We start from the raw sequence: 22,528 nt of genomic DNA on the forward strand, positions 1-22,528 counted from the left end.
TGGTTGCATGATGGCGTTTTGCGTTCTAGTGGGACCCTGAGTCGTTTGTTAAGGTGACGCGACTCCCTCGTCACCCGACGACAAGTCTTCTCAAGGATGAACACTCGTGAGCAACCCGCTCCCTGGCATCGGCATGGATTCCAGCCCCTCGCAATTCCTCGCCCGCCAACGCATCGAAAGCCAGATCAACCTGCCGCAGCTTTTTGCGGCGATTGACGCCGACCCTGGCATCGTCGGGGCAGGCGTGGTCTATATCGACACCGACTTCAATGTCGTCACCCTGCGTGAATTCCAACCCATCTGCAGCATCCAGCCCAAGCGCATCATCTTGCGCGAGGCGCAGAAGTACATCGCGCCCACGCAGTTCGCCCAGCAGGTGCAAAATAATCCGCGCGAGTCGCGACTGGTGATGGAGGCGGTGAACACCACGCTGTCCTGCGCGGGAGCGGTGCTTAGTTGGACGGTGATCGCCAGTGGCAGCATTTTGGTGCCCTTTACGGCGGGCGCCAGTGGGGTGGTGGTTGCCATTGCCTATACTGCAGCCGGGGCCAGTAGTTTGCAGTGCATCAACGGCATTGTCCGCACAGGGTTGGAAATCGCCAAGCCCGAAGCGAATGACTGGCTCGACAGCGAGGCGTGGTACCAGAACGCCTCCATCGGCCTGGATGCAGCCTCGCTGTTGGGCGTCGGCGCTTCGGCCCTCACCACCATCAAGCTGGTGCGGATCGCCAAGGCCACCACCGGGAAAACCCTGCGTGAGGTGCTGCGTGGCCTGAGCCGGCAGGAACGGGCCAAACTGACCAAGGAGCTACTCAGCATCAATGACCCGCGGATGACGCCGAAGATGCTCAAGCTCAAGCAATTGGCTGGCGAATTGCCCAAACGTTATACCACCACCCAGCTCAAGCACGGCACGGTCACCCAGATCAAGGACTCCCTCGGCGCGGCCATCGGGCTGACCGGAAGCGCCTTATCCGGCAATGTCAAAACCATCGCTGTGGGACTCTACGAGGAGTTCGACGAGTGAGCGAGGAACTGACACTACGTGGCTTTTTCCGCGAACACTTTCTCGGGTTTATCGCTGGGATCTTTGCTGCTTATTTTTCTCTCGGGCTGAGTGTCGTCCTGGCATTTGTGACCTACTTCCGACACCTGCCACTGGCCGACAGCGGGTTGTATATCCTCCTGACCGGGGCGGTACTGACGCTGCTGATCGTTCATGGCAACCTCATGGTGCTGTGGGGCCGGCCGCAATGGGTATGGTTGCTGATCGGCGTGTTCGTGGCCTGTCTGTTGTTCGTGCTGCCCACGATCGTGTACGACCCACATCGTGGGCTCTATGGGTTGGCGCTGTTGTTCCCCTTGCTGGGGTTGTTGTTTCTCAACAGTCGGGGCCAGCGGGACATGCGTCGCAAACTGGTGGATATCCGTCAGCAGCGGGAGACGCTCCGGCGCGCTCTGGCACAGCGTAGAACGTGATGTTCCTGGTGGATCTGCCTCGTTTCCTGACGCGCTACTTCCCGACGTTCATGGGCGGTATTTTCGCGACGTTGGCCTCGTTGGCATGCGCTATTCCCTTGATGATGGATTTTTATTTCTCCGCTGCCTCGCTCGGTGAACAGGCAACCTGGTCTGTGCTGGGTGGCATGGCGATTACCTTGGTCGTGGTGCACTGCAATTTCATGGTGGTACGTGGCAGGCCGCAGTGGGTGTGGGGATTGGTTGGGGTGCTGGTTTTGTGCCTGTTGGGCGTATTGCCGACCATCGAGGATCGTCCGCATAAAGTCATCTACACCTTGGCGGTGCTCTTTCCGCTATTGGGCCTGCTGCTGCTCAACAGCAAACGCCACCGCGAAATGCGCAGCAAGCTCGTCGATATTCGTCACCAGCGCGAAGCCCTGAAAAGTGCCCTGAAGGCCCGGCGCAAACCGCGCTGAGGGTGGTCTCGGACATTCGCCCCCTTTCTGTGCGACTCTCTGCACTACGCCCTCAAGCTGGCGCCATTCTGGTGCTGTGCTTAGCTGAGCGAGCACGACTCACGCCGAAAGTGCAGGGCTTGGCCAAGTGGCATAAGTCTTGCGCGCGTCGGTTCAAGCCCAGGCTCGCAGGAGGCACGCCGTGTCGATCCATGTCGCATTGCACCATGTCACGCATTACCGCTATGAACGCGCCGTCGAGCTCGGTCCGCAGATCGTTCGCTTGCGTCCGGCGGCCCACAGTCGCACGCGGATTCTGTCCTATGCGCTGAAGGTCCAGCCCGAGCAGCATTTCATCAACTGGCAACAGGATCCCCAGGGTAACTACCTGGCGCGCCTGGTGTTCCCAGAGAAGACCGCGGAACTGCGCATTGAGGTCGACCTGGTCGCCGAGATGGCGGTGTTCAACCCGTTCGACTTTTTCCTCGAGCCCTACGCCGAGAAGATCCCGTTCACCTACGCCGCCGATGAAAAGCACGAGCTGTCGCCTTACCTGGAAAAGCTGCCGCTGACGCCCAAGTTCAAGGCCTATCTGGACGGCATCGATCGCACGCCGCTGCCCAGCGTGGATTTCCTGGTGGCCCTCAATCAGCGCCTGAGCGAAGACATCGGCTACCTGATCCGTATGGAGCCCGGCGTGCAGACGCCCGAGCAGACCCTCGACAACGCCTCCGGCTCCTGCCGCGACTCGGCCTGGCTGCTGGTGCAGTTGCTGCGTCACCTCGGGCTGGCGGCACGCTTCGTCTCCGGCTACCTGATTCAGCTCACCGCCGACGTGAAAGCCCTCGACGGTCCCTCCGGCACCGAGGTCGATTTCACCGACCTGCACGCTTGGTGCGAGGTCTATCTGCCGGGTGCCGGTTGGATCGGCCTGGACGCCACCTCCGGGCTGTTCGCCGGGGAAGGGCATATTCCGTTGGCCTGCAGTCCCGATCCCTCGTCAGCGGCACCGATCAGTGGCCTGGTGGAACCCTGCGAGTGCGAATTCAGCCACGAGATGTCGGTGGAGCGGATCTGGGAGGCGCCGCGCGTCACCAAGCCCTACACCGAGGAGCAATGGCTGGCGATCCAGGCCCTGGGTCGGCAGATCGATGCCGACCTGCTCGCCGGCGATGTCCGCCTGACCATGGGCGGCGAGCCGACCTTCGTCTCCATCGACGACCCGGACGGCGCCGAGTGGAACACCGCCGCCCTTGGTCCGAACAAGCGTCGACTGTCCGCCGAACTGTTCCAGCGCCTGCGCAAGCGTTATGCCCCCCAAGGCCTGGTGCATTTCGGCCAGGGCAAGTGGTACCCGGGCGAGCAGTTGCCGCGCTGGTCGCTCAATAGCTACTGGCGCCGCGACGGCGTGCCGATCTGGCACAACAGTGCGCTGATCGCCGATGAGCAGGAAGACTACGGCGCCGACGGCGAAATGGCCGGGCGTTTTCTGGCGAGTGTCGCCGAGCGCCTGAAGCTGCCGACACGCTTTGTCTTCCCGGCCTACGAGGACAACCTCTACTACCTCTGGCGCGAGGGGCAACTGCCGATCAACGTCAGCGCCGAGGACCCGCGCCTGGGCGACGAACTGGAGCGCGCCCGACTGCGCAAGGTGTTCTCCCAGGGCCTGGACAAGGTCATCGGCCAGGTATTGCCGCTGGCCCGCACCGCCGCCAATGATCGCTGGCAGAGCGGGCGCTGGTACCTGCGTGACAACCACTGCCGGCTGGTGCCGGGGGATTCGCCGCTGGGTTATCGTCTGCCGCTGGCCTCCCAGCCGTGGGTGACGGCGGCGGAATATCCGTTCGTGCACCCGACCGATCCGAACCAGGATTTGCCCGAACTGCCGGACACCGACGCACTCAAGGTTCACGGCGAGCCTGCGGTGAGTGAAGAGCGGGTGCCGCAGATCGACGAGTCCGCCAGCTGGCTGACCCGCACCGCCTTGTGCGCCGAGGCACGGGGCGGGCGCCTGTACCTGTTCATGCCACCGCTGGAGCGGACCGAAGACTATCTGGAACTGGTCAGCGCCATCGAGGCCACCGCCGAGGAGTTGCATTGCCCGGTGTTGCTGGAGGGCTACGAGCCACCCAGCGACGGCCGCCTGGCGAATTTCCGGATCACCCCGGACCCGGGCGTGATCGAGGTCAATGTGCAGCCGTCCGCCAGTTGGGACGAACTGGTGGAGCGCACCGAGTTCCTCTACGAAGAAGCACGCCAGACCCGCCTGACAACCGAGAAATTCATGATCGACGGGCGCCATACCGGCACCGGCGGCGGCAACCACTTTGTCCTCGGTGGCGCCACGCCGGCGGACTCGCCGTTCCTGCGCCGTCCGGACCTGCTGCGCAGCCTGATCAGCTATTGGCACAATCACCCGTCGCTGTCCTACCTGTTCTCCGGGCTGTTCATCGGCCCGACGTCCCAGGCCCCAAGGGTCGACGAGGCGCGCAACGACTCGCTGTACGAGCTGGAAATCGCCTTTGCGCAGATGCCCCAACCGGGCGAGGAATGTCCGCCCTGGCTGGTGGATCGCCTGTTGCGCAACCTGCTGATCGACGTGACCGGCAACACCCACCGCGCCGAGTTCTGCATCGACAAGCTCTATTCGCCGGACGGCGCTACGGGGCGCCTGGGCCTGTTGGAGCTGCGCGCCTTTGAGATGCCGCCCCACGCACGCATGAGCCTGACCCAGCAACTGCTGCTGCGGGCGCTGGTGGCGCGGTTCTGGCGCGAGCCCTATGCGCCTCCCAAGCTGGCGCGCTGGGGCACTGAACTGCATGACCGCTTCCTGCTGCCGCACTTTATCGAGCAGGACTTCGCCGACGTGATCGTCGACCTCAACGCCGCCGGCTATGCCCTGCGCGCCGAATGGTTCGCCGCGCACCTGGAGTTCCGCTTCCCGAAAGTCGGCGACTACGCGGTCAACGGCATCGAGCTGGAAGTGCGCCAGGCGCTGGAGCCCTGGCATGTGCTGGGCGAGGAGGGCGCGGTCGGCGGCACGGTACGCTATGTGGATTCGTCCCTGGAGCGCCTGCAGGTCAAGTTGACGGGCCTGGCGCCCCAGCGTTACCTGCTGACCTGCAACGGCGTGGCGGTACCGCTGCAACCTACCGGGCGGGTCGGCGAATTCGTCGCCGGCGTGCGTTATCGCGCCTGGCAACCGGCCAACTGCCTGCAACCGACCATCCCGGTGCACGCGCCGCTGGTGTTCGACCTGCTCGACACCTGGATGCAGCGCTCCCTCGGCGGTTGCCAGTACCACGTGGCCCATCCGGGCGGGCGCAACTACGAGACCTTGCCGGTGAACGCCAACGAAGCGGAGAGCCGGCGCATGGCGCGGTTCTTCCGCCTCGGCCACAGCCCCGGCGCGCTGCCGATCCCGCCGTTGAAGATCAATGACGAACTGCCGATGACGTTGGACCTGCGACACACATAAATCGGACAGGGCGCACGGAGTTTTCGCGTATCCGTGCGTCATCTGTCTGCGTTAACCTGATTGCCCTTGCCGTCTGCCGAGCTTTCCATGCCCGACCTGCTTGACCGCTACCCGCTGACAGCGGGGACCTATCACGAACTGCTGGACGACAGCGGCGCTGTGCGTGCCCATTGGCAGCCGCTGTTCGAGCAGTTGCAGCGCAGCACGCCGGGGCAACTGGCCCAGCGCCAGGCCCTGCTGGCCCGGCAGATCCAGGAAAACGGCGTGACCTACAACGTCTATGCCGATCCCAAGGGCGCCGACCGGCCCTGGGAGCTCGACCTGCTGCCGCATATCATCCCCGCCGACGAATGGCAGCGGGTGGCGGCGGGCATCGCCCAGCGTGCCCGGCTGCTGAATGCGGTGCTGGCCGATCTCTATGGCCCGCAGACCCTGATTCGCGACGGCCTGTTGCCCGCCGAGCTGGTCTTTGGCCACAACAACTTCCTCTGGCCCTGCCAGGGCATCCAGCCGCCGGCCGAGACCTTCCTGCATCTGTTCGCCGTGGACCTGGCGCGCACGCCCGACGGCCGCTGGTGGGTCACGGCGGATCGGACCCAGGCGCCGTCCGGGGCCGGTTACGCCCTGGAAAACCGCACCATCGTGTCGCGGGCCTTTCCCGACCTGTACCGCGACCTGCGGGTGCATCACCTGGCCGGGTTCTTCCGTACCCTGCAGGAAACCCTGGTGCGCCAGGCCCCGAGCGATGCCGAGGCGCCGCTGGTGGTGTTGCTGACCCCGGGCCGCTTCAACGAAAGTTATTTCGAACACCTCTACCTGGCGCGCCAGCTGGGTTATCCGCTGGTGGAAGGCGGCGACCTGACGGTGCGTGACGCCACGGTCTACCTCAAGACCCTGAGTGGCTTGCAGCGGGTGCACGCGATCATGCGCCGGCTCGACGACGACTTCTGCGATCCGCTTGAACTGCGTACCGACTCGGCCCTCGGCGTGCCCGGCCTGCTGGAGGCGGTGCGCCAGGGCCGGGTGTTGGTGGCCAATGCCCTGGGCAGCGGCGTGCTGGAGTCCCCCGGCCTGCTGGGCTTCCTGCCGAAGATCAACCAGCACCTGTTCGGAGAAGAGCTGATCCTGCCGTCCATCGCCACCTGGTGGTGCGGCGAGCCGCCGGTGCTGGCCCAGGCCCTGGAGAAACTGCCGGAGCTGCTGATCAAGCCGGCGTTTCCATCGCAGAGTTTTGTCCCGGTGTTCGGCCGCGACCTCGATGACGAACAACGCCAGGCCCTGGCCGAGCGCATGCGCGCCCGGCCCTATGCCTATGTCGCCCAGGAGCTGGCGCAGTTGTCCCAGGCGCCGGTCTGGCAAGCCGAGGAAGGCACCCTGCAACCCCGGGCCATCGGCATGCGCGTGTATGCGGTGGCCAGCGCCGACGGTTACCGGGTGTTGCCCGGTGGCCTGACACGGGTGGCGGCCGAGGCCGACGCCGAAGTGGTGTCGATGCAGCGTGGCGGCGCCAGCAAGGACACCTGGGTGCTCAGCGAGCGCATGCCCAGCGGCGAGCAATGGCGCACCCAGCGTTCCCTCGGGGTACGCGACCTGGTGCGGCGCGATCCCTACCTGCCGTCGCGGGTGGTGGAAAACCTGTTCTGGTTCGGCCGCTACTGCGAGCGCTGCGACGACAGCGCGCGCTTGTTGCGGATCATGCTGGCCCGTTATGTCGACGGCGACGATCCCCAGGCCTTGCAGGCGGCGGTGGAGCTCGGTGAAAGCCTGATGCTGCTGCCGGAGGAGGGCGAACTGCCGGAGCGCCTGCTGGCGGCGCTGCTTGGCGACGACTGGCCGTTCAGCCTGCGGGCCACCCTGCAGCGCTTGCAGTGGGCGGCGTCCCAGGTGCGCGGCAAGCTGTCGCGGGAAAACTGGCAGGCGCTGGTGGAGCTGCAACGCGAAGCCTTGAGCCTGGAAAGCGAAGACCCGAACTTCGGCGAACTGCTGGATTTCCTCAACCGCCTGGTCATGTCCCTGGCGGCCTTGTCCGGCTTCGCCCTGGACGACATGACCCGCGACGAGGGCTGGCGCTTCCTGATGATCGGTCGGCGCATCGAGCGCCTGCAGTTTCTCAGCAGCAGCCTGGCGGCCTTCCTGCGCGGCATCGCGGTGTTCGACCAGGCCGGACTGGCGTGGTTGCTGGAGCTGGGCAACAGCAGCATCACCTATCGCTCGCGTTACCTGGCGGTGCCGCAATTGATCCCGGTGCTCGACCTGTTGCTGCTGGATGAGCAGAACCCCCATGCCGTGCTGTTCCAGTTGAAGCTGGTGAACCGCACCTTGCGCCGTTTGAACGATGACTTCGGTGTCCCGCGTGAATCGGGCCTGAACCAACTGGTCGAGCGCCTGGGGCGTTTCGATCTCGGCAACCTGGAAAGCGCCTTGTTCGGCGACACCGGCGTGCGCGACGTGCTCGATGGCCTCGCGGACCTGCTGCAGGAAGTCGCCGATGCCAGCGGCCAGGTGTCCGACCGCCTGGCCTTGCGGCATTTCGCCCATGTCGACGATATTAGCCAGCAGACGGTGTCCGTGTGATGAGTGCCCTCTACCAGATTTTCCACGATACCCATTACCACTACGACAGCCCGGTCTCCCTGGCCCAGCAGCTTGCGCACCTGTGGCCGCGCCCCTGCGCCTGGCAAGTGTGCAGCGAGCAGTCGTTGCAGATCAGCCCCGAGCCGACCAGCCGCCGCGATGAGCAGGATGTGTTCGGCAATCCGTTGACCCGGCTGGCGTTCGAGCGTCCCCATGACGAGCTGCTGGTCAATGCCTGGCTGAATGTGGAGGTGCTGGCGCGCCCCGTGGTGGATTTCAACCTGTCCACGGCCTGGGATGACACCCGCAATGCCTTGACCTACAGCGGCCAGGCGTTGAATCCGCAGATTCTCGAAGCGTGCCGTTATCGCTTCGAATCACCCTATGTGCATTTGAAGAAAAGCTTCGTCGAGTTTTCCGAGAGCTGTTTCCCCGTCGGCCGTCCTGTGTTGGCGGGGGCCCAGGCGCTGATGGAGAAGATTTTCAGCGAGTTCACCTTCGATGCCGAAGCGACCCAGGTCGCCACGCCTCTTGTGGAGGTGCTGGAGCGGCGGCGCGGCGTCTGCCAGGACTTCGCCCACCTGATGCTCGCCTGCCTGCGCTCGCGGGGCCTGGCGGCGCGCTATGTCAGTGGTTACCTGCTGACCCAGCCGCCACCCGGCCAGCCGCGGCTGATCGGCGCCGATGCCTCGCATGCCTGGGTCTCGGTGTTCTGCCCGGTGTCGGGCTGGGTGGATTTCGATCCGACCAACAACGTGCAGCCGGCCCTGGAGCACATCACCCTGGCCTGGGGCCGGGATTTTTCCGATGTGTCGCCGCTGCGAGGGGTGATCCTGGGCGGCGGCAGCCATGACCCGGAAGTGCGGGTCACGGTGATGCCGATGGGCGATGTGGGGCGCCCGGTCAATTAAGCCGGTTCCCCACAGGTACCGCTGGCACCGCAAGCGTAGGCGGCGAACAGGCTTTGCAACAGGTTGTTGAGAGACATGGCGGACGCTCCGTTGAGTGAGAACGTCTTGATGTTAGAGGGCGGCGGTTCGTCTGGCTGGTTGATTGTATCCATCGAGGCGATAGCATAGGATTGTATACAATCTGTTGATGCAGATCAGGAGAGCTGGGCTTGATTTCGACTAGTCTCTTGGTCTGATCCCTTGATTTTCATACCCTGCCTTGGAGATTCACCATGTTCGCCAAAGTTGTTGCGGTATCCCTGTTGGCCCTCGCCAGTGGCCAGTTGCTTGCCGCCGAATGCAAGGTCGATGTCGACTCCACCGATCAGATGTCCTTCACCACCAAGGAAATCACCATCGACAAGAGCTGCAAGACCTTCACCGTGAACCTGACGCATGCCGGCAGCCTGCCGAAGAACGTCATGGGGCATAACTGGGTGCTGAGCAAGGCCGACGACATGGCCGGGATCGCGGCTGACGGCATGGCCGCCGGTATCGACAAGAACTACCTGAAGGACGGCGACACCCGCATCATCGCCCATACCAAGATCATCGGTGCCGGTGAAAAGGATTCGGTCACCTTCGACGTGTCGAAACTCTCGGCCAGCGAGAGCTACATGTTCTTCTGCTCGTTCCCGGGCCACAACTCGCTGATGAAGGGCGCGGTCGTTCTCAAGTAACCCGCGCGTCGACCCTGACCCCAACGACCGGGGTCAGGGTTGCTCGTTCATTTTCAGGTTCAGGCGAATACGTTTGCCTTGCAGGTCCTCCAGGCTCAGGGTGCCGCCCAGTTTGGAGGGCTTGCGATTACCACCGATCACGCGCCCCTGGTCGTCCAGCGCATGGCAGGTGAGTACCTGTCCCGGTCCGACGAGGGCATCGGGGTCGATGATCTCCCAATCGCACAAACCCTCATACTGTTTTTCCCCCGAGCTCGGAAAGCCCGACACGCCCGGCCGCAGGTTGTCGCGCACGGCAATCGAACCGCTGTGGGAGATGCTGCGATTGAGGTTGTCAGCCCCGTAAAGCGCTTCGGTCTCGAAGCTCACTTCACTCAGATACAGTTTGCAGTCAGGCAATTCGTAGCCCAGGGGCACCTTGAAGTCGGAGCTGTGGGGCGTTTCGGCGAGGGGCGTGTTGAAGTGCAGCACCGTGGGCTGATAGGGGCAGCCGATCTGGTTGGCTTTCGGGATGTAGTGGGCGCTGGCCTGCAACGCCGTGCGCGCCGGCATCTGGGTGACCAGTGAAAAATGCGCCGCGCTGGGATGGCCGGCGATGGGGTTGTCGGGGGTACTGGCGGCGGTGGCGACCCAGCAGATCACCCCGAGCGCTCCGAGCAGCGGAAACGACCAGGGGCGCCGAAGCAAGGGTTGCGCTTGCAACCTCGGGTATTTGCGATTGAGCCGCATCGGATGGGGTCCCTGCCAACAAGATTCGGCGAAGACTGCCCAGTGACCGATGCTGCCTCAAGCGTTGCGCGGAAAAATAGACGTTTCCTACGGCATTCCCGCCGCACGAGTCATGGCGCGAATGGCATCTCGCGCTTGTGATGGGTCTTTTCGTAGGTCCGGCAGATGATATCGAAGGCTTCCTGGCGCACCGGCTCGCCGTGCAGGAAGGCATCGATCTCGGCATAGGTCACGCCGTGGGAGGCTTCGTCCGGCTTACCGGGTGCCAGGTCCTCGAGATCGGCGGTCGGTACCTTTTCCACCAGGAACTCCGGTGCGCCGAAGTGGCGGGCGATGGCCCGGACCTGGTTTTTCACCAGCCCGCTCAGGGGCGCCAGGTCGCAGGCGCCGTCACCGAACTTGGTGAAGAAGCCCATCACTGCTTCCGCCGCGTGATCGGTGCCGATCACCAGGCCATGGGCGGCCCCGGCGATGGTGTACTGCGCGACCATGCGGATGCGTGCCTTGGTATTGCCGAGGACGAAATCCTTCGCCACCGCGGCCTTGCCTTCGAACGCCGCGACCTCGGCGGCCAGCGACTTGACCGCCGGGCCGATGTTCACCGTGTGGCGTTCGTCGGGAGCGATGAAGTCCACCGAGGCCTGGGCTTCGTGTTCGTCGAACTGGGTCTCGTACGGCAGGCGCACCGCAATGAAGCGGTAGTCCATATTGCCGGTGCGCTCGCGCAGCTCACGCATGGCGCGTTGGGCCAGCAGGCCGGCGGTCAGCGAGTCGACGCCGCCGCTGATGCCCAGCACCAGAGTCTTGAGCCCGGAGCTCAGCAAGCAATTCTGGATAAAGGCGATCCGGCGCGCCACTTCGGCTTCCAGGGCGGCCTGGTCGGCGAACGGTGGCTGGACCTTGAGCTGTTCAGCAATCTGGCGCTGTACGGCTTGCATGATTCACTCCTTGCGGGATGGGTCTGGAACAGGTTGATCGGTATGACTGGGTGAGCCCGCGATGCTCTAGTCCGCGACCTGGAAGACATGGCGCAGGTAGGACACGAAGTTCGGGTCCTTGCACTGGGCCTTGCCCGGCTCGTCGGAGATCTTCGCCACGGGCTGGCCGTTGCAGGCGGTCATTTTAAGCACGATGCTCATCGGTTCCACCCCCGCGATGTCACAGGTGAGGTTGGTGCCGATGCCGAAGCTGACATTGATCCGACCGCGCAGCGCCCGGAATATCTCCAGGGCCTTGGGCAGATTGAGGCTGTCGGAGAACACCAGGGTCTTGCTCATCGGGTCGATGCCCAACTGGTGATAACGATTGATGCATTTTTCGGCCCAGGTGACCGGGTCGCCGGAGTCGTGGCGCAAGCCGTCGAAGAGTTTGGCGAAGTACAGGTCGAAATCCTTGAGGAAGGCATCGGTGGTGATGCAGTCGGTCAGGGCGATGCCGAGCAGGCCGCGGTATTCGCGGACCCAGCAGTCGAGCGCGGCGATCTGGCTGTCGATCAGGCGCGGGCCGAGTTGCTGGTGGGCCATGATCCACTCGTGGGCCATGGTGCCCAGGGGCTTCATGTCGAACTCCCGCGCCAGGTGCACATTGCTGGTGCCGACGAAGCGCCCGGGGAAATCGTGCTTGAGCACACCGACCACTTCTTCCTGGACCCGGTAGGAGAAGCGCCGGCGGGTGCCAAAATCGGCGACCTGCAGCTCGGCCAGTTCATCGCTGGAGGCGTTGGCGGTCAGCCAGTCGAACTTGCGGTACAGCTGTTCGCGGGCCTGGCCCAGCAGGGTTTCCTGATAGCGATAGCGGTTGCGCACTTCGCTGACGATGGCCAGCAGCGGCACTTCGAACAGGATCACATGCAGCCACGGGCCGCGCAGGCGGATGAACAACTCGCCGTTCTCGATACCGGTGTGCACGTAGCGCAGGTTGAAGCGGAACAGGCCGAGGAAGCGCAGGAAGTCCGGCTTGAGGAAGCTGATGCGTTCCAGGAAGCTCAGTTGGTCTGCGCTCAGGCTCAGTTCGGCGAGGCGCTCGATCTGGTAGCGGATTTCCGCCAGGTACGGGCGCAGGTCTTCGCTGTTGCGGCAGCGGAAATCCCATTCGACTTCGACGTTGGGGTAGTTGTGCAGCACCGCCTGCATCATGGTCAGCTTGTAGAAGTCGGTGTCCAGCAGGTTCTGCACAATGCGATCGCCGAAGGCCTTATCGCTCATAACGGGTCTCTCCATACCGGGCGCGCGTTGCATCGGCATCCTGGCAGTTCTTGAATGAATGCCGCTAGTGGCGCATATCCGCGGGCCGTTTTACCAGCGATTTTTAGCAAGTAGCCCTGCCAGATTTACACCTGTGGCGAGCGGGCTTGCCCGCGCTCGGCTGCGAAGCAGCCGCAAAACCGGCTATCTCGGTCTGCCTGATACATCCAGTTCTCAGGTTTTAGGGGGCTTCGCCCCCAGCGCGGGCAAGCCCGCTCGCCACAGTGGGGGGATCAGGTGTGATTGGGAGGATCGAGCTGCTCCAGCATCCAGTTGACGAAATCGCGGACCTTGGGCACTTCCGCCGAATGCTCCGGGTACGCCAGGTAATAGGCGTCATGGCTGGGCATCGCATGGGGCCAGGCGACCACCAGCTTACCCTCGACCAGTTCCTCCTCCACCAGGAACCTGGGCAGCAAGGCCACGCCACAGCCGACCTGCGCCGCGCGGATGCACATGTAGAACGTCTCGAAGCGCGGCCCGTGGTAACTGTGCTCGGTGTGATAGCCCTGGCTGTCGAACCAGTCGTGCCAGGCCTGGGGCCGCGAGGCGTTCTGCAGCAGGACCAGTTCGCTCAACTGCGTCGGATCGCTGAACGGGGTCTGCGGCAGGCAGCCGGGTGCGCACACCGCCACCAACTCTTCACCGAACAATTTCACACACTCGGTGCCCGGCCGCGAACCCTGGCCGAAATAGAACGCCAGGTCGCTGCGGCCCTGCAACAGGTCGTCGGCCTCCCGTTCGCTGCACAGGTCCAGGTGGATGTGCGGGTGACGCAGGCGCCAACCCTTCAGTCGTGGCACCAGCCAGCGAGCGCCGAAAGTCGAAGGTGTGGACACCCGCAGGACTTCGGTTTCACCGCCGTAGGAGCGCAGGTAGTGAGTCGACATCTCCACCTGGGTCAGGATTTTTCGGACTTCCACCAGGTACAGATCCCCGGCCGGTGTCAGTTGCAGGCGCCGCCGTACCCGCCGAAACAGCAAGTGCTGCAACAGCTCCTCCAACTGCGCGACCTGCTTGCTCACGGCGCTCTGGGTCAGGTTCAGCTCTTCTGCCGCGCGGGTGAAGCTCAGGTGGCGGGTGACGGCCTCGAAACATTGCAGGGCCGTGATCGAGGGCAGGTGTCGTTTATTCAGCATGGACGGGCCTTTTTCCTGTGTCTTGCTCAGCATGAATAAATGGAATGATATCTCGCCTAATCGTCGTTTGTTGGCAAAGCTGAAGGCCGCTACAACTGGAGGTCTGAATCGTCGTGTTGTTTCGACTGAAGATTTCCGTTTTTCGCCTACAGGAGTGACCCCCATGGTTGCCGCATTGCTTGATCGTCTTGGTGTGAACCCGGCGCTGTATCAACAGGGCAAACAGCCCGTGCATTCGCCCATCGACGGCAGCCGCATTGCCGGCGTGAACTGGGAAGGCCCGGCCGAGGTCGAGCAGCAGGTCAGCCGTGCCGAGCATGCCTTCGAGGCCTGGCGCAAGGTGCCGGCCCCGCGTCGTGGCGAGCTGGTGCGCCAGTTCGGCGAAGTGTTGCGCGAATACAAGGCCGACCTCGGTGAGCTGGTCTCCTGGGAAGCCGGCAAGATCACCCAGGAAGGCCTGGGTGAAGTGCAGGAAATGATCGATATCTGCGACTTCGCCGTGGGCCTGTCGCGCCAGCTGTACGGCTTGACCATCGCCTCCGAGCGTCCGGGCCACCATATGCGTGAGTCCTGGCATCCGCTGGGCGTGGTCGGGGTGATCAGCGCGTTCAACTTCCCGGTCGCGGTCTGGGCCTGGAACACCGCCCTGGCGCTGGTCTGCGGCAACGCGGTGATCTGGAAACCGTCGGAAAAGACCCCGCTGACCGCGCTGGCCTGCCAGGCGCTGTTCGAGCGCGTGGTGAAGAACTTCAGCGATGCTCCCGAGTACCTGAGCCAGGTGATCATCGGCGGCCGTGATGCCGGTGCCGCGCTGGTGGATGACCCGCGCGTGGCGCTGATCAGCGCCACCGGCAGCACGCGCATGGGCCGTGAAGTGGCGCCGAAAGTCGCCGCGCGCTTTGCCCGCAGCATCCTCGAACTGGGCGGTAACAACGCGATGATCCTCGGCCCAAGCGCCGACCTGGACATGGCGGTACGGGCGATTCTGTTCAGCGCGGTGGGTACCGCCGGCCAGCGTTGCACCACTTTGCGGCGCCTGATCGCCCACGAATCGGTCAAGGCGGAGATTGTCACCCGCTTGAAAGCGGCCTATTCCAAGGTGCGTATCGGTCATCCGCTGGAAGGCAACCTGGTCGGTCCGCTGATCGACAAGCAGAGCTTCGAGAACATGCAGGATGCCCTGGAGCAGGCCCTGAGCGAAGGCGGCCGGGTGTTCGGCGGCGAGCGTCAGTTGCAGGATAAATTCCCGAATGCCTATTACGTGTCGCCGGCCATCGTCGAGATGCCGGAGCAGAGCGACGTGGTCTGCAACGAAACCTTTGCGCCGATCCTCTACGTGATCGGCTACAGCGAGTTCGCCGAAGCCCTGCGTTTGAACAATGCGGTGCCGCAAGGCCTGTCCTCGTGCATCTTCACCACCGATGTGCGCGAGGCCGAACAGTTCATGTCGGCGGTGGGCAGCGACTGTGGTATCGCCAACGTCAACATCGGCCCGAGCGGTGCGGAGATCGGCGGCGCCTTTGGCGGCGAGAAGGAAACCGGTGGCGGTCGCGAGTCGGGTTCGGACGCCTGGCGCGGTTACATGCGGCGCCAGACCAATACCGTGAACTACTCGCTGGAATTGCCGCTGGCCCAGGGCATCACCTTCGACTGAACAGGTTTCATTTTCGGAGTCTGGCAATGCCGTTACGCGAAGAATGTCTATGGGAAAAACTGACGCCGCAGCGGCCTGAGGCACCGCCTTTCAAGGGCGAGTTGAAGGTCGATGTCTGCGTCATCGGCGCCGGTATCACCGGGCTCTCGGCCGCGATTCACCTGCGTGAGCAAGGCAAGAGCGTCTGTGTGCTGGAGGCCCATCGCACCGGCCACGGCGGTTCGGGGCGCAATGTGGGGCTGGTCAATGCCGGGATGTGGATTCCCCCGGACGAGATCGAAGCCGGTTTCGGCGAAGCGGTGGGCAGCCAGCTCAACCGCATGCTGGGGGCGGCGCCGGCCCTGGTGTTCAGCCTGGTGGACAAGCATGGTATCGATTGCCAGCTGCGCCGCGAAGGCACCTTGCACATGGCCCACAACGCCAAGGGCGAGGCCGATCTGCGCAGCCGTGAAGCCCAGTGGAAGCGTCGCGGCGCACCGGTGGAGCTGCTGACCGGCAAGGATTGTGAACTCGCCACCGGCACTCAAAAAATCGCCGCCGCCTTGCTCGACCGGCGTGCCGGCACGCTCAATCCCATGGCCTATACCTCGGGCCTGGCCAGGACCGCGTCGAGGCTCGGCGCGCAATTGTTCGATCATTCACCGGTCACCCATCTGGAGCGCCAGGGCCAGCGCTGGTCGGTGCAGACCGCCGAAGGCGCGGTCAGTGCCGAACAGGTGGTGATGGCCTCCAATGCCTACACCGAAGGCGAATGGACCGAACTGCGGCGCAACTTCTTTCCGGGTTACTACTACCAGGTCGCCTCCACTCCGCTGACCGAAGAGGCCGCCCGACAGATCCTGCCGGGCGGGCAGGGCTCCTGGGACACCCGCCAGGTGCTCAGCAGCATTCGTCGCGACGCCGACGGCCGCCTGCTGCTGGGCAGCCTGGGCAATGGCAACCAGAAGCCGGCGTGGTTCCTGCGGGCCTGGGCCGATCGGGTGCAACAGCACTATTTCCCTTACCTGAAAAAGGTCGATTGGGAGTGCACCTGGACCGGCTGTATCGCCTTTACCCCCGACCATCTGATGCGGCTGTTCGAACCGGCGCCCGGTTTGGTGGCAGTGACCGGGTACAACGGGCGGGGTGTGACCACGGGAACGGTGGTCGGCAAGGCGTTCGCCGACTACCTGTGTAACGGAAATCCTCAGGCCCTGCCGATCCCCTTCGCGCCCATGCGGCCGATCCCGGCGGTGGGCTTGCGCAGTGGTCTCTACGAGGCCGGGTTTTCGCTGTATCACGCGGGCCAGTGCCTGCGCATTATCATTTGATACAACAAAAATGCCGATTCGGACGGCGCTTTTGTCCGAGGCAGCTAGCCTGATATGGTGCGCGATGTAGCAGTTGCGCACCGCGAGTGTGCACTTCGGTGACGCACGTTGTTACAGGGCGGTTGCACGCCCTTCGGCGCCATGGTTGCAATAGTGGCACCGATGGGTTGCGCCTTTTTGATAAAAAGGTTTCACCTTCCGCGGTTTAGACGGTTGCACGCCCAGTTAAAAAGGGCCCGAAACAGTCCATAAAACAATAAGACAGCGACTTTTTGCAGAACAAAAAACCTATGGCACGCCACTTGCTCTGAGCATTCAGTGAAGTCGCAGTGCCAACTAAAAAAACCTTGGAGCACCACCTCATGTCCCAGACGTTTTACAAGAAAGGCTTTGTAGCTCTCGCAGTGGCGGCTGCGTTGGGTGTTTCTGCGTTTGCCCAGGCGGATGTCAAGATCGGTGTCGCGGGTCCCATGACCGGTGCCAACGCGTCTTTCGGCGAGCAGTACATGAAAGGTGCACAAGCGGCGGCGGACGCGATCAACGCGGCCGGTGGCGTCAACGGCGAGAAGATCGTCCTGGTCAAGGGCGATGACGCCTGCGAGCCGAAACAGGCCGTGTCGGTCGCCAAGAGCCTGACCCAGGATAAGGTTGCCGGCGTTGTCGGGCACTTCTGCTCCTCTTCCACCATCCCGGCTTCGGAGGTCTACGACGAAGCGGGCATCATCGCGATCACTCCGGGCTCCACCAACCCGCAGGTGACCGAGCGTGGCCTGGGCGCGATGTTCCGTATGTGCGGTCGCGACGACCAGCAAGGTATCGTTGCCGGCAACTACATTGTCGATGTGCTCAAGGGCAAGAAAGTCGCGGTCATCCATGACAAGGACACCTACGGCCAAGGCCTGGCGGATGCCACCAAGGCCCAGTTGATCAAGCGCGGCGTGACCCCTGTGATCTACGAAGGCCTGACCCGTGGCGAGAAGGACTTCAGTGCCCTGGTCACCAAGATCCGTGCGGCCGGTGCCGACGTGGTCTACTTCGGCGGCCTGCATCCGGAAGCCGGTCCACTGGTCAAGCAGCTGCGTACCGAAGGCCTGAAAGACGTCAAGTTCATGTCCGATGACGGCATCGTCACCGACGAGCTTGTGACTACAGCGGGCGGCCCGCAATACGTCGACGGCGTGCTGATGACCTTCGGCGCCGACCCACGCCTGTTGCCGGACAGCAAGGCGGTCGTCGACCAGTTCCGCAAAGCGGGTTACGAGCCTGAAGGCTACACCCTCTACGCCTACGCCTCGGTACAGACCCTGGCCGCCGCTTTCAACGGTGCCAAGTCCAACAAGGGCGAAGACGCGGCCAAATGGCTGAAGGCACACCCGGTCAAGACCGTGATGGGCGAGAAGAACTGGGACGCCAAGGGCGACCTGAAGATCTCCGACTACGTGGTCTACCAGTGGGACAAGGACGGCAAATACCATCAGTTGGAAAAACAGAAGTGACATGAACGCCTGACCCGGTCGACGCCCCCGTGCGTCGGTCGGGCAGCGCCCGTTCGTGCAAGACCTGTCTTTTCTCGTAGAGCCGCACAGGGCTGTGCTGCGGCAGCGGCTGAACCCCGGTCTGTCGTGGTGCGTCCGCGTGCGGTCTCTCAAGTGCGTGAGATCGCGTTATGGATGGTATTTTCCTGCAGCAAATGGTCAATGGCCTGACCCTCGGGTCGGTCTATGGCCTGATCGCCATCGGCTACACAATGGTCTACGGCATCATCGGCATGATCAACTTCGCCCACGGCGAGGTTTACATGATTTCCGCTTACCTCGCGGCAATCAGTCTGGCTCTGCTGGCTTACTTCGGTATTGAATCCTTCCCGCTGCTGATGCTCGGTACGCTGGTTTTCACCATCATCGTCACCGGGGTGTATGGCTGGGTCATCGAACGCATCGCCTACAAACCCCTGCGCAACTCCACCCGGCTGGCGCCGCTGATCAGCGCCATCGGCATTTCGCTGATCCTGCAGAACTACGCGCAGATCGCCCAGGGTGCCAAGCAGCAGGGCGTGCCGACGCTGCTCACCGGTGCCTGGCGCATCGATGTCGGCAGCGGTTTTGTCCAGCTCACCTACACCAAGGTCTTCATCCTGGTGGCCGCGTTTCTCGGCATGGGCATCCTGACCTACGTCATCAAGTACACCAAGTTGGGCCGCATGTGCCGCGCGACCCAGCAGGACCGCAAGATGGCCTCGATCCTCGGGATCAACACCGACCGGATCATTTCCTATGTGTTCATCATCGGCGCGGCCATGGCGGCCCTGGCCGGTGTCCTGATCACCATGAACTACGGCACCTTCGACTTCTACGCCGGCTTCGTCATCGGTATCAAGGCGTTCACCGCCGCGGTGCTCGGTGGTATCGGCTCGCTGCCGGGCGCCATGCTCGGCGGGATCATCCTGGGGATCTCCGAATCGCTGTTCTCCGGCCTGGTCAACTCGGATTACAAGGACGTGTTCAGCTTCTCGCTGTTGGTCCTGGTACTGGTCTTTCGGCCGCAAGGCCTGTTGGGCCGTCCTCTTGTGTCGAAGGTGTAAGCAATGTCCTCAACCACTGAAAAATCGCTCGATATCAAAAAAAGCCTGGTTGACGCCATTCTTGCCGGCCTGGTCGCACTGATTGTCTTCGGCCCCATCGTCGGGGTCGTCCTGGAGGGCTACGGCTTCAACCTGCAACCCAGTCGCGTCGCCTGGCTGGTGGCTATCGTGATGCTTGGCCGCTTTGCCCTGAGCCTGTTCCTGCAAACGGCCAAGGGCCTGCGGATTCTCGAAGGCTTCGAGGTCACCGGTTCCGGCGTGCATGTGCTGGCGCCGGACTACAAGTCGCGCCTGCGCTGGATCATCCCGCTGATGATCGTGATTGCGCTGGTCTTTCCGGTGTTCGCCAACTCCTACCTGCTCGGGGTGGTGATCCTCGGCCTGATCTACGTTCTGCTCGGCCTGGGCCTGAACATCGTGGTGGGTCTCGCCGGCCTGCTGGACCTCGGCTACGTGGCGTTCTACGCCATCGGTGCCTATGGCCTGGCGCTGGGCTATCAATACCTGGGGCTGGGGTTCTGGACCGTACTGCCGCTGGCGGCCATCACCGCCGGGCTGGCGGGTTGCATCCTCGGCTTTCCGGTACTGCGCCTGCACGGCGACTACCTGGCCATCGTGACCCTGGGTTTCGGCGAGATCATTCGCCTGATCCTCAACAACTGGCTGTCGTTGACCGGCGGTCCGAACGGCATGCCGGCGCCGTTGCCGACCTTCTTCGGCCTGGAGTTCGGCAAGCGGGCGAAGGACGGCGGGATTCCCTTCCATGAGTTCTTCGGCATCGCCTACAACCCGGACGTGAAGTTCTATTTCATCTACGGCGTGCTGTTGGTGGTGGTACTGGCCGTGCTCTACATCAAGCATCGCCTGACCCGCATGCCGGTGGGGCGCGCCTGGGAGGCCTTGCGTGAAGATGAGATCGCCTGCCGCGCCATGGGCCTGAACCATGTGCTGGTGAAACTCTCGGCGTTCACCCTGGGGGCTTCGACCGCCGGTCTGGCCGGGGTGTTTTTCGCCACCTACCAGGGCTTCGTCAACCCGACGTCCTTCACCTTCTTCGAGTCGGCGCTGATCCTCGCCATCGTGGTCCTGGGCGGCATGGGTTCGACCATCGGCGTGGTGATGGCGGCCTTTGTCCTGACCGTGGCGCCGGAGTTGCTGCGCAGCTTCGCCGAGTACCGCGTGCTGCTGTTCGGCGTGTTGATGGTGTTGATGATGATCTGGCGGCCGCGTGGCCTGATCCGCATCAGCCGTACCGGGGTGACCCCGCGCAAGGGTGCCCTGGCTGGAGGGGCTCACCATGAGTAATGACATCGTTCTGAAAGTCGAAAAGCTGATGATGCACTTCGGGGGGATCAAGGCCCTCAGCGACGTCAGCCTGCAGGTCAAGCGCAACTCCATCTTTGCCCTGATCGGCCCCAACGGCGCGGGCAAGACCACGGTGTTCAACTGCCTGACCGGGTTCTACAAGGCCACCGGCGGCAAGATCGAACTCAATGTGCGCGACAAGCGCACCAACGTGATCCAGCTACTGGGCGAGACCTTTCGCCTGAGCGATTTCCTTTCGCCGAGAACCTTGGCCCGCCGGCTCTACTACAAGAGTTTCGGCGGCACCCATCTGGTGAACCGCGAGGGCCTGGCCCGGACCTTCCAGAACATTCGCCTGTTCAAGGAAATGTCGGTGGTGGAGAACCTGCTGGTGGCCCAGCACATGTGGGTCAACCGCAACATGCTTGCCGGTATCCTCAACACCAAGGGCTACCGCAAGGCGGAAAGCGACGCCCTGGACACCGCGTTCTACTGGCTGGAAGTGGTGGACCTGGCGGACTGCGCCAACCGACTGGCCGGCGAGCTGTCCTACGGCCAGCAACGCCGCCTGGAGATCGCCCGGGCCATGTGCACGCGGCCGCGGATCATCTGCCTCGACGAACCGGCGGCGGGCCTCAACCCGCAGGAAACCGAAGCGCTGAGCGCGATGATCCGGTTGCTGCGCGACGAGCACGACCTGACCGTGGTGCTGATCGAGCACGACATGGGCATGGTCATGAGCATTTCCGACCACATCGTGGTGCTGGACCATGGCAACGTGATTGCCGAGGGAGACCCGGAAGCCATCCGCAACGACCCGAAAGTGATTGCCGCCTACCTGGGTGCCGAAGAAGAGGAGCTGGTATGAAGGGTCAACCTATCCTCGAACTGAAGAACCTGGAAGTGTTCTACGGACCGATCCAGGCCCTGAAAAAGGTCTCGTTGCACATCAACGAAGGCGAAACCGTCAGCCTGATCGGCTCCAACGGCGCGGGCAAGTCGACGCTGCTGATGTCGATCTTCGGCCAGCCGCGGGCCGCCGCCGGGGAGATCATCTACCAGGGGGTCGACATTACCCACAAGTCGTCCCACTACATCGCCTCCAACGGCATCGCCCAGTCGCCGGAAGGCCGTCGGGTGTTCCCGGACATGACCGTAGAAGAGAACCTGCAGATGGGCACCATCCCCATTGGCGACCGGTTCGTCGACGAGGACATGCAGCGCATGTTCGAGTTGTTTCCGCGGCTCAAGGAGCGCCGCAACCAGCGGGCAATGACCATGTCCGGCGGCGAGCAGCAGATGCTGGCCATTGCCCGGGCGCTGATGAGCCGGCCCAAGTTGCTGTTGCTGGATGAGCCGAGCCTGGGGCTGGCGCCGATCGTGGTGAAGCAGATCTTCGCCACCCTGCGCGAGCTGGCGGCCTCGGGCATGACCATCTTCCTGGTGGAGCAGAATGCCAACCATGCGTTGCGCCTGTCGGACCGGGCCTACGTGATGGTCAACGGCGAGATTCGCCTGAGCGGTAGTGGCAAGGAGCTGCTGGTCAACGAGGAGGTGCGTAACGCCTACCTGGGCGGGCATTGAGTGCCGTGACCTGACGCGGTCACTGTGGGAGCCGGCTTGCCGGCGATGAGGCCCTGGAGGCTTGCATCGCCTTTCAAGGCCTCATCACAGGTATTGCAGCCCCCTGAAACGCCCCGTGATCCTCGGATCCGGGGCGTTTTTTGATTGTCCACAGTGTCAACCCGAAATTGTGGAAAACCATCCACACAACCTGCCAAAGTGCGACATGAAACCGCTGCAAACGGTTGTTTTGTCATCGTTTTGACTTGTCCCCGTTTGCTGTGGAGGCGGCTGTGGGTAACGTGGGAGTAGCTGGCTGGAAGCCTTTTAAACCGTGGCTTGCAGAGCGTTGGTTATTTTTTGATCAGTACTGTTTTGCAACGCGCCGAGCGGTTTTGTCAACAGG

Annotated in this window: 18 protein-coding genes; 14 read left to right on the forward strand and 4 right to left on the reverse strand. The window is 63.2% G+C overall.

Annotation, left to right across the window (positions count from 1 at the left end; genetic code table 11):
* Nucleotides 1-106: 106 nt before the first annotated feature.
* The 7 genes from ssp4 (at nt 107) to azu (ending at nt 9,598) form a co-directional block, all read left to right on the forward strand.
* Nucleotides 107-1,027 (forward strand): Ssp4 family T6SS effector, encoded by a 921-nt coding sequence (gene ssp4 / locus UCMB321_RS03370; RefSeq protein WP_040063862.1) that lies wholly within the window; start codon nt 107-109, stop codon nt 1,025-1,027.
* A complete protein-coding gene (locus UCMB321_RS03375) occupies nt 1,024-1,479 on the forward strand; it encodes a hypothetical protein (protein ID WP_040063863.1) in 456 nt (151 codons plus the stop codon). The genes ssp4 and UCMB321_RS03375 overlap by 4 nt, the downstream gene beginning before the upstream one ends.
* Complete coding sequence (locus tag UCMB321_RS03380) at nt 1,479-1,937, forward strand: hypothetical protein (protein ID WP_040063864.1); 459 nt, start codon at nt 1,479-1,481, stop codon at nt 1,935-1,937. Before UCMB321_RS03375 ends, UCMB321_RS03380 begins: the two co-directional genes overlap by 1 nt.
* A 181-nt stretch (nt 1,938-2,118) precedes the next feature.
* Nucleotides 2,119-5,394, forward strand: coding sequence for a transglutaminase family protein (locus tag UCMB321_RS03385; protein WP_040063865.1), 3,276 nt, complete (start codon nt 2,119-2,121; stop codon nt 5,392-5,394).
* A gap of 87 nt (nt 5,395-5,481) precedes the next feature.
* On the forward strand, nt 5,482-7,968 hold the full coding sequence (locus UCMB321_RS03390; protein ID WP_040063866.1) for a circularly permuted type 2 ATP-grasp protein: 2,487 nt from the start codon (nt 5,482-5,484) through the stop codon (nt 7,966-7,968).
* A complete protein-coding gene (locus UCMB321_RS03395) occupies nt 7,968-8,879 on the forward strand; it encodes a transglutaminase family protein (protein ID WP_040063867.1) in 912 nt (303 codons plus the stop codon). Before UCMB321_RS03390 ends, UCMB321_RS03395 begins: the two co-directional genes overlap by 1 nt.
* A gap of 272 nt (nt 8,880-9,151) precedes the next feature.
* On the forward strand, nt 9,152-9,598 hold the full coding sequence (gene azu, locus UCMB321_RS03400) for an azurin (protein ID WP_040063868.1): 447 nt from the start codon (nt 9,152-9,154) through the stop codon (nt 9,596-9,598).
* 33 nt (nt 9,599-9,631) lie between these two features.
* Here azu and UCMB321_RS03405 read toward each other — a convergent pair whose 3' ends face one another.
* The 4 genes from UCMB321_RS03405 to UCMB321_RS03420 all read right to left on the reverse strand — a co-directional run bounded on the left by UCMB321_RS03405 (nt 9,632) and on the right by UCMB321_RS03420 (nt 13,709).
* The gene (locus tag UCMB321_RS03405) at nt 9,632-10,327 is read right to left on the reverse strand and encodes a hypothetical protein (protein WP_040063869.1); all 696 of its coding nucleotides are present in this window, start codon (nt 10,325-10,327) and stop codon (nt 9,632-9,634) included.
* Nucleotides 10,328-10,437: 110 nt separating this feature from the next.
* The gene (gene nadE / locus UCMB321_RS03410) at nt 10,438-11,265 is read right to left on the reverse strand and encodes an ammonia-dependent NAD(+) synthetase (protein WP_040063870.1); all 828 of its coding nucleotides are present in this window, start codon (nt 11,263-11,265) and stop codon (nt 10,438-10,440) included.
* Nucleotides 11,266-11,331: 66 nt separating this feature from the next.
* Nucleotides 11,332-12,531 carry a nicotinate phosphoribosyltransferase gene (gene pncB, locus UCMB321_RS03415; protein ID WP_040063871.1) on the reverse strand — a complete coding sequence of 400 codons (1,200 nt, stop codon included), beginning with the start codon at nt 12,529-12,531 and terminating at the stop codon, nt 11,332-11,334.
* 272 nt (nt 12,532-12,803) lie between these two features.
* On the reverse strand, nt 12,804-13,709 hold the full coding sequence (locus UCMB321_RS03420) for a LysR family transcriptional regulator (protein ID WP_040063872.1): 906 nt from the start codon (nt 13,707-13,709) through the stop codon (nt 12,804-12,806).
* Between the two features lie 163 nt (nt 13,710-13,872).
* Here UCMB321_RS03420 and amaB point away from each other — a divergent pair, with 163 nt between their 5' ends.
* The 7 genes from amaB to UCMB321_RS03455 all read left to right on the forward strand — a co-directional run bounded on the left by amaB (nt 13,873) and on the right by UCMB321_RS03455 (nt 22,143).
* On the forward strand, nt 13,873-15,363 hold the full coding sequence (gene amaB, locus UCMB321_RS03425; RefSeq protein WP_040063873.1) for an L-piperidine-6-carboxylate dehydrogenase: 1,491 nt from the start codon (nt 13,873-13,875) through the stop codon (nt 15,361-15,363).
* Between the two features lie 26 nt (nt 15,364-15,389).
* The gene (amaA, locus tag UCMB321_RS03430; protein ID WP_040063874.1) at nt 15,390-16,673 is read left to right on the forward strand and encodes an L-pipecolate oxidase; all 1,284 of its coding nucleotides are present in this window, start codon (nt 15,390-15,392) and stop codon (nt 16,671-16,673) included.
* Nucleotides 16,674-17,035: 362 nt separating this feature from the next.
* A complete protein-coding gene (locus tag UCMB321_RS03435; protein WP_040063875.1) occupies nt 17,036-18,169 on the forward strand; it encodes a branched-chain amino acid ABC transporter substrate-binding protein in 1,134 nt (377 codons plus the stop codon).
* Nucleotides 18,170-18,339: 170 nt separating this feature from the next.
* A complete protein-coding gene (locus UCMB321_RS03440) occupies nt 18,340-19,254 on the forward strand; it encodes an ABC transporter permease subunit (RefSeq protein WP_040063876.1) in 915 nt (304 codons plus the stop codon).
* A gap of 3 nt (nt 19,255-19,257) precedes the next feature.
* The gene (gene livM, locus UCMB321_RS03445; RefSeq protein WP_040063877.1) at nt 19,258-20,559 is read left to right on the forward strand and encodes a high-affinity branched-chain amino acid ABC transporter permease LivM; all 1,302 of its coding nucleotides are present in this window, start codon (nt 19,258-19,260) and stop codon (nt 20,557-20,559) included.
* Nucleotides 20,552-21,427: an ABC transporter ATP-binding protein gene (locus UCMB321_RS03450; RefSeq protein ID WP_040063879.1), complete on the forward strand. Its 876-nt coding sequence runs from the start codon at nt 20,552-20,554 to the stop codon at nt 21,425-21,427. Before livM ends, UCMB321_RS03450 begins: the two co-directional genes overlap by 8 nt.
* Nucleotides 21,424-22,143: an ABC transporter ATP-binding protein gene (locus UCMB321_RS03455; protein WP_040063881.1), complete on the forward strand. Its 720-nt coding sequence runs from the start codon at nt 21,424-21,426 to the stop codon at nt 22,141-22,143. The genes UCMB321_RS03450 and UCMB321_RS03455 overlap by 4 nt, the downstream gene beginning before the upstream one ends.
* Nucleotides 22,144-22,528 lie beyond the last annotated feature (385 nt).

This window comes from Pseudomonas batumici, from assembly GCF_000820515.1.
Classification (GTDB): Bacteria; Pseudomonadota; Gammaproteobacteria; order Pseudomonadales; family Pseudomonadaceae; genus Aquipseudomonas; species Aquipseudomonas batumici.

Bases quoted from the DNA above. Each gene is read 5' to 3' on its own strand.
- pncB (WP_040063871.1), bottom strand. From the start codon at position 12,531: ATGAGCGATAAGGCCTTCGGCGATCGCATTGTGCAGAACCTGCTGGAC.
- UCMB321_RS03420 (WP_040063872.1), bottom strand. From the start codon at position 13,709: ATGCTGAATAAACGACACCTGCCCTCGATCACGGCCCTGCAATGTTTC.
- UCMB321_RS03390 (WP_040063866.1), top strand. From the start codon at position 5,482: ATGCCCGACCTGCTTGACCGCTACCCGCTGACAGCGGGGACCTATCAC.
- UCMB321_RS03435 (WP_040063875.1), top strand. From the start codon at position 17,036: ATGTCCCAGACGTTTTACAAGAAAGGCTTTGTAGCTCTCGCAGTGGCG.
- UCMB321_RS03395 (WP_040063867.1), top strand. From the start codon at position 7,968: ATGAGTGCCCTCTACCAGATTTTCCACGATACCCATTACCACTACGAC.
- azu (WP_040063868.1), top strand. From the start codon at position 9,152: ATGTTCGCCAAAGTTGTTGCGGTATCCCTGTTGGCCCTCGCCAGTGGC.
- UCMB321_RS03405 (WP_040063869.1), bottom strand. From the start codon at position 10,327: ATGCGGCTCAATCGCAAATACCCGAGGTTGCAAGCGCAACCCTTGCTT.
- UCMB321_RS03380 (WP_040063864.1), top strand. From the start codon at position 1,479: ATGTTCCTGGTGGATCTGCCTCGTTTCCTGACGCGCTACTTCCCGACG.
- UCMB321_RS03455 (WP_040063881.1), top strand. From the start codon at position 21,424: ATGAAGGGTCAACCTATCCTCGAACTGAAGAACCTGGAAGTGTTCTAC.
- UCMB321_RS03450 (WP_040063879.1), top strand. From the start codon at position 20,552: ATGAGTAATGACATCGTTCTGAAAGTCGAAAAGCTGATGATGCACTTC.
- nadE (WP_040063870.1), bottom strand. From the start codon at position 11,265: ATGCAAGCCGTACAGCGCCAGATTGCTGAACAGCTCAAGGTCCAGCCA.
- amaA (WP_040063874.1), top strand. From the start codon at position 15,390: ATGCCGTTACGCGAAGAATGTCTATGGGAAAAACTGACGCCGCAGCGG.
- amaB (WP_040063873.1), top strand. From the start codon at position 13,873: ATGGTTGCCGCATTGCTTGATCGTCTTGGTGTGAACCCGGCGCTGTAT.
- UCMB321_RS03440 (WP_040063876.1), top strand. From the start codon at position 18,340: ATGGATGGTATTTTCCTGCAGCAAATGGTCAATGGCCTGACCCTCGGG.
- livM (WP_040063877.1), top strand. From the start codon at position 19,258: ATGTCCTCAACCACTGAAAAATCGCTCGATATCAAAAAAAGCCTGGTT.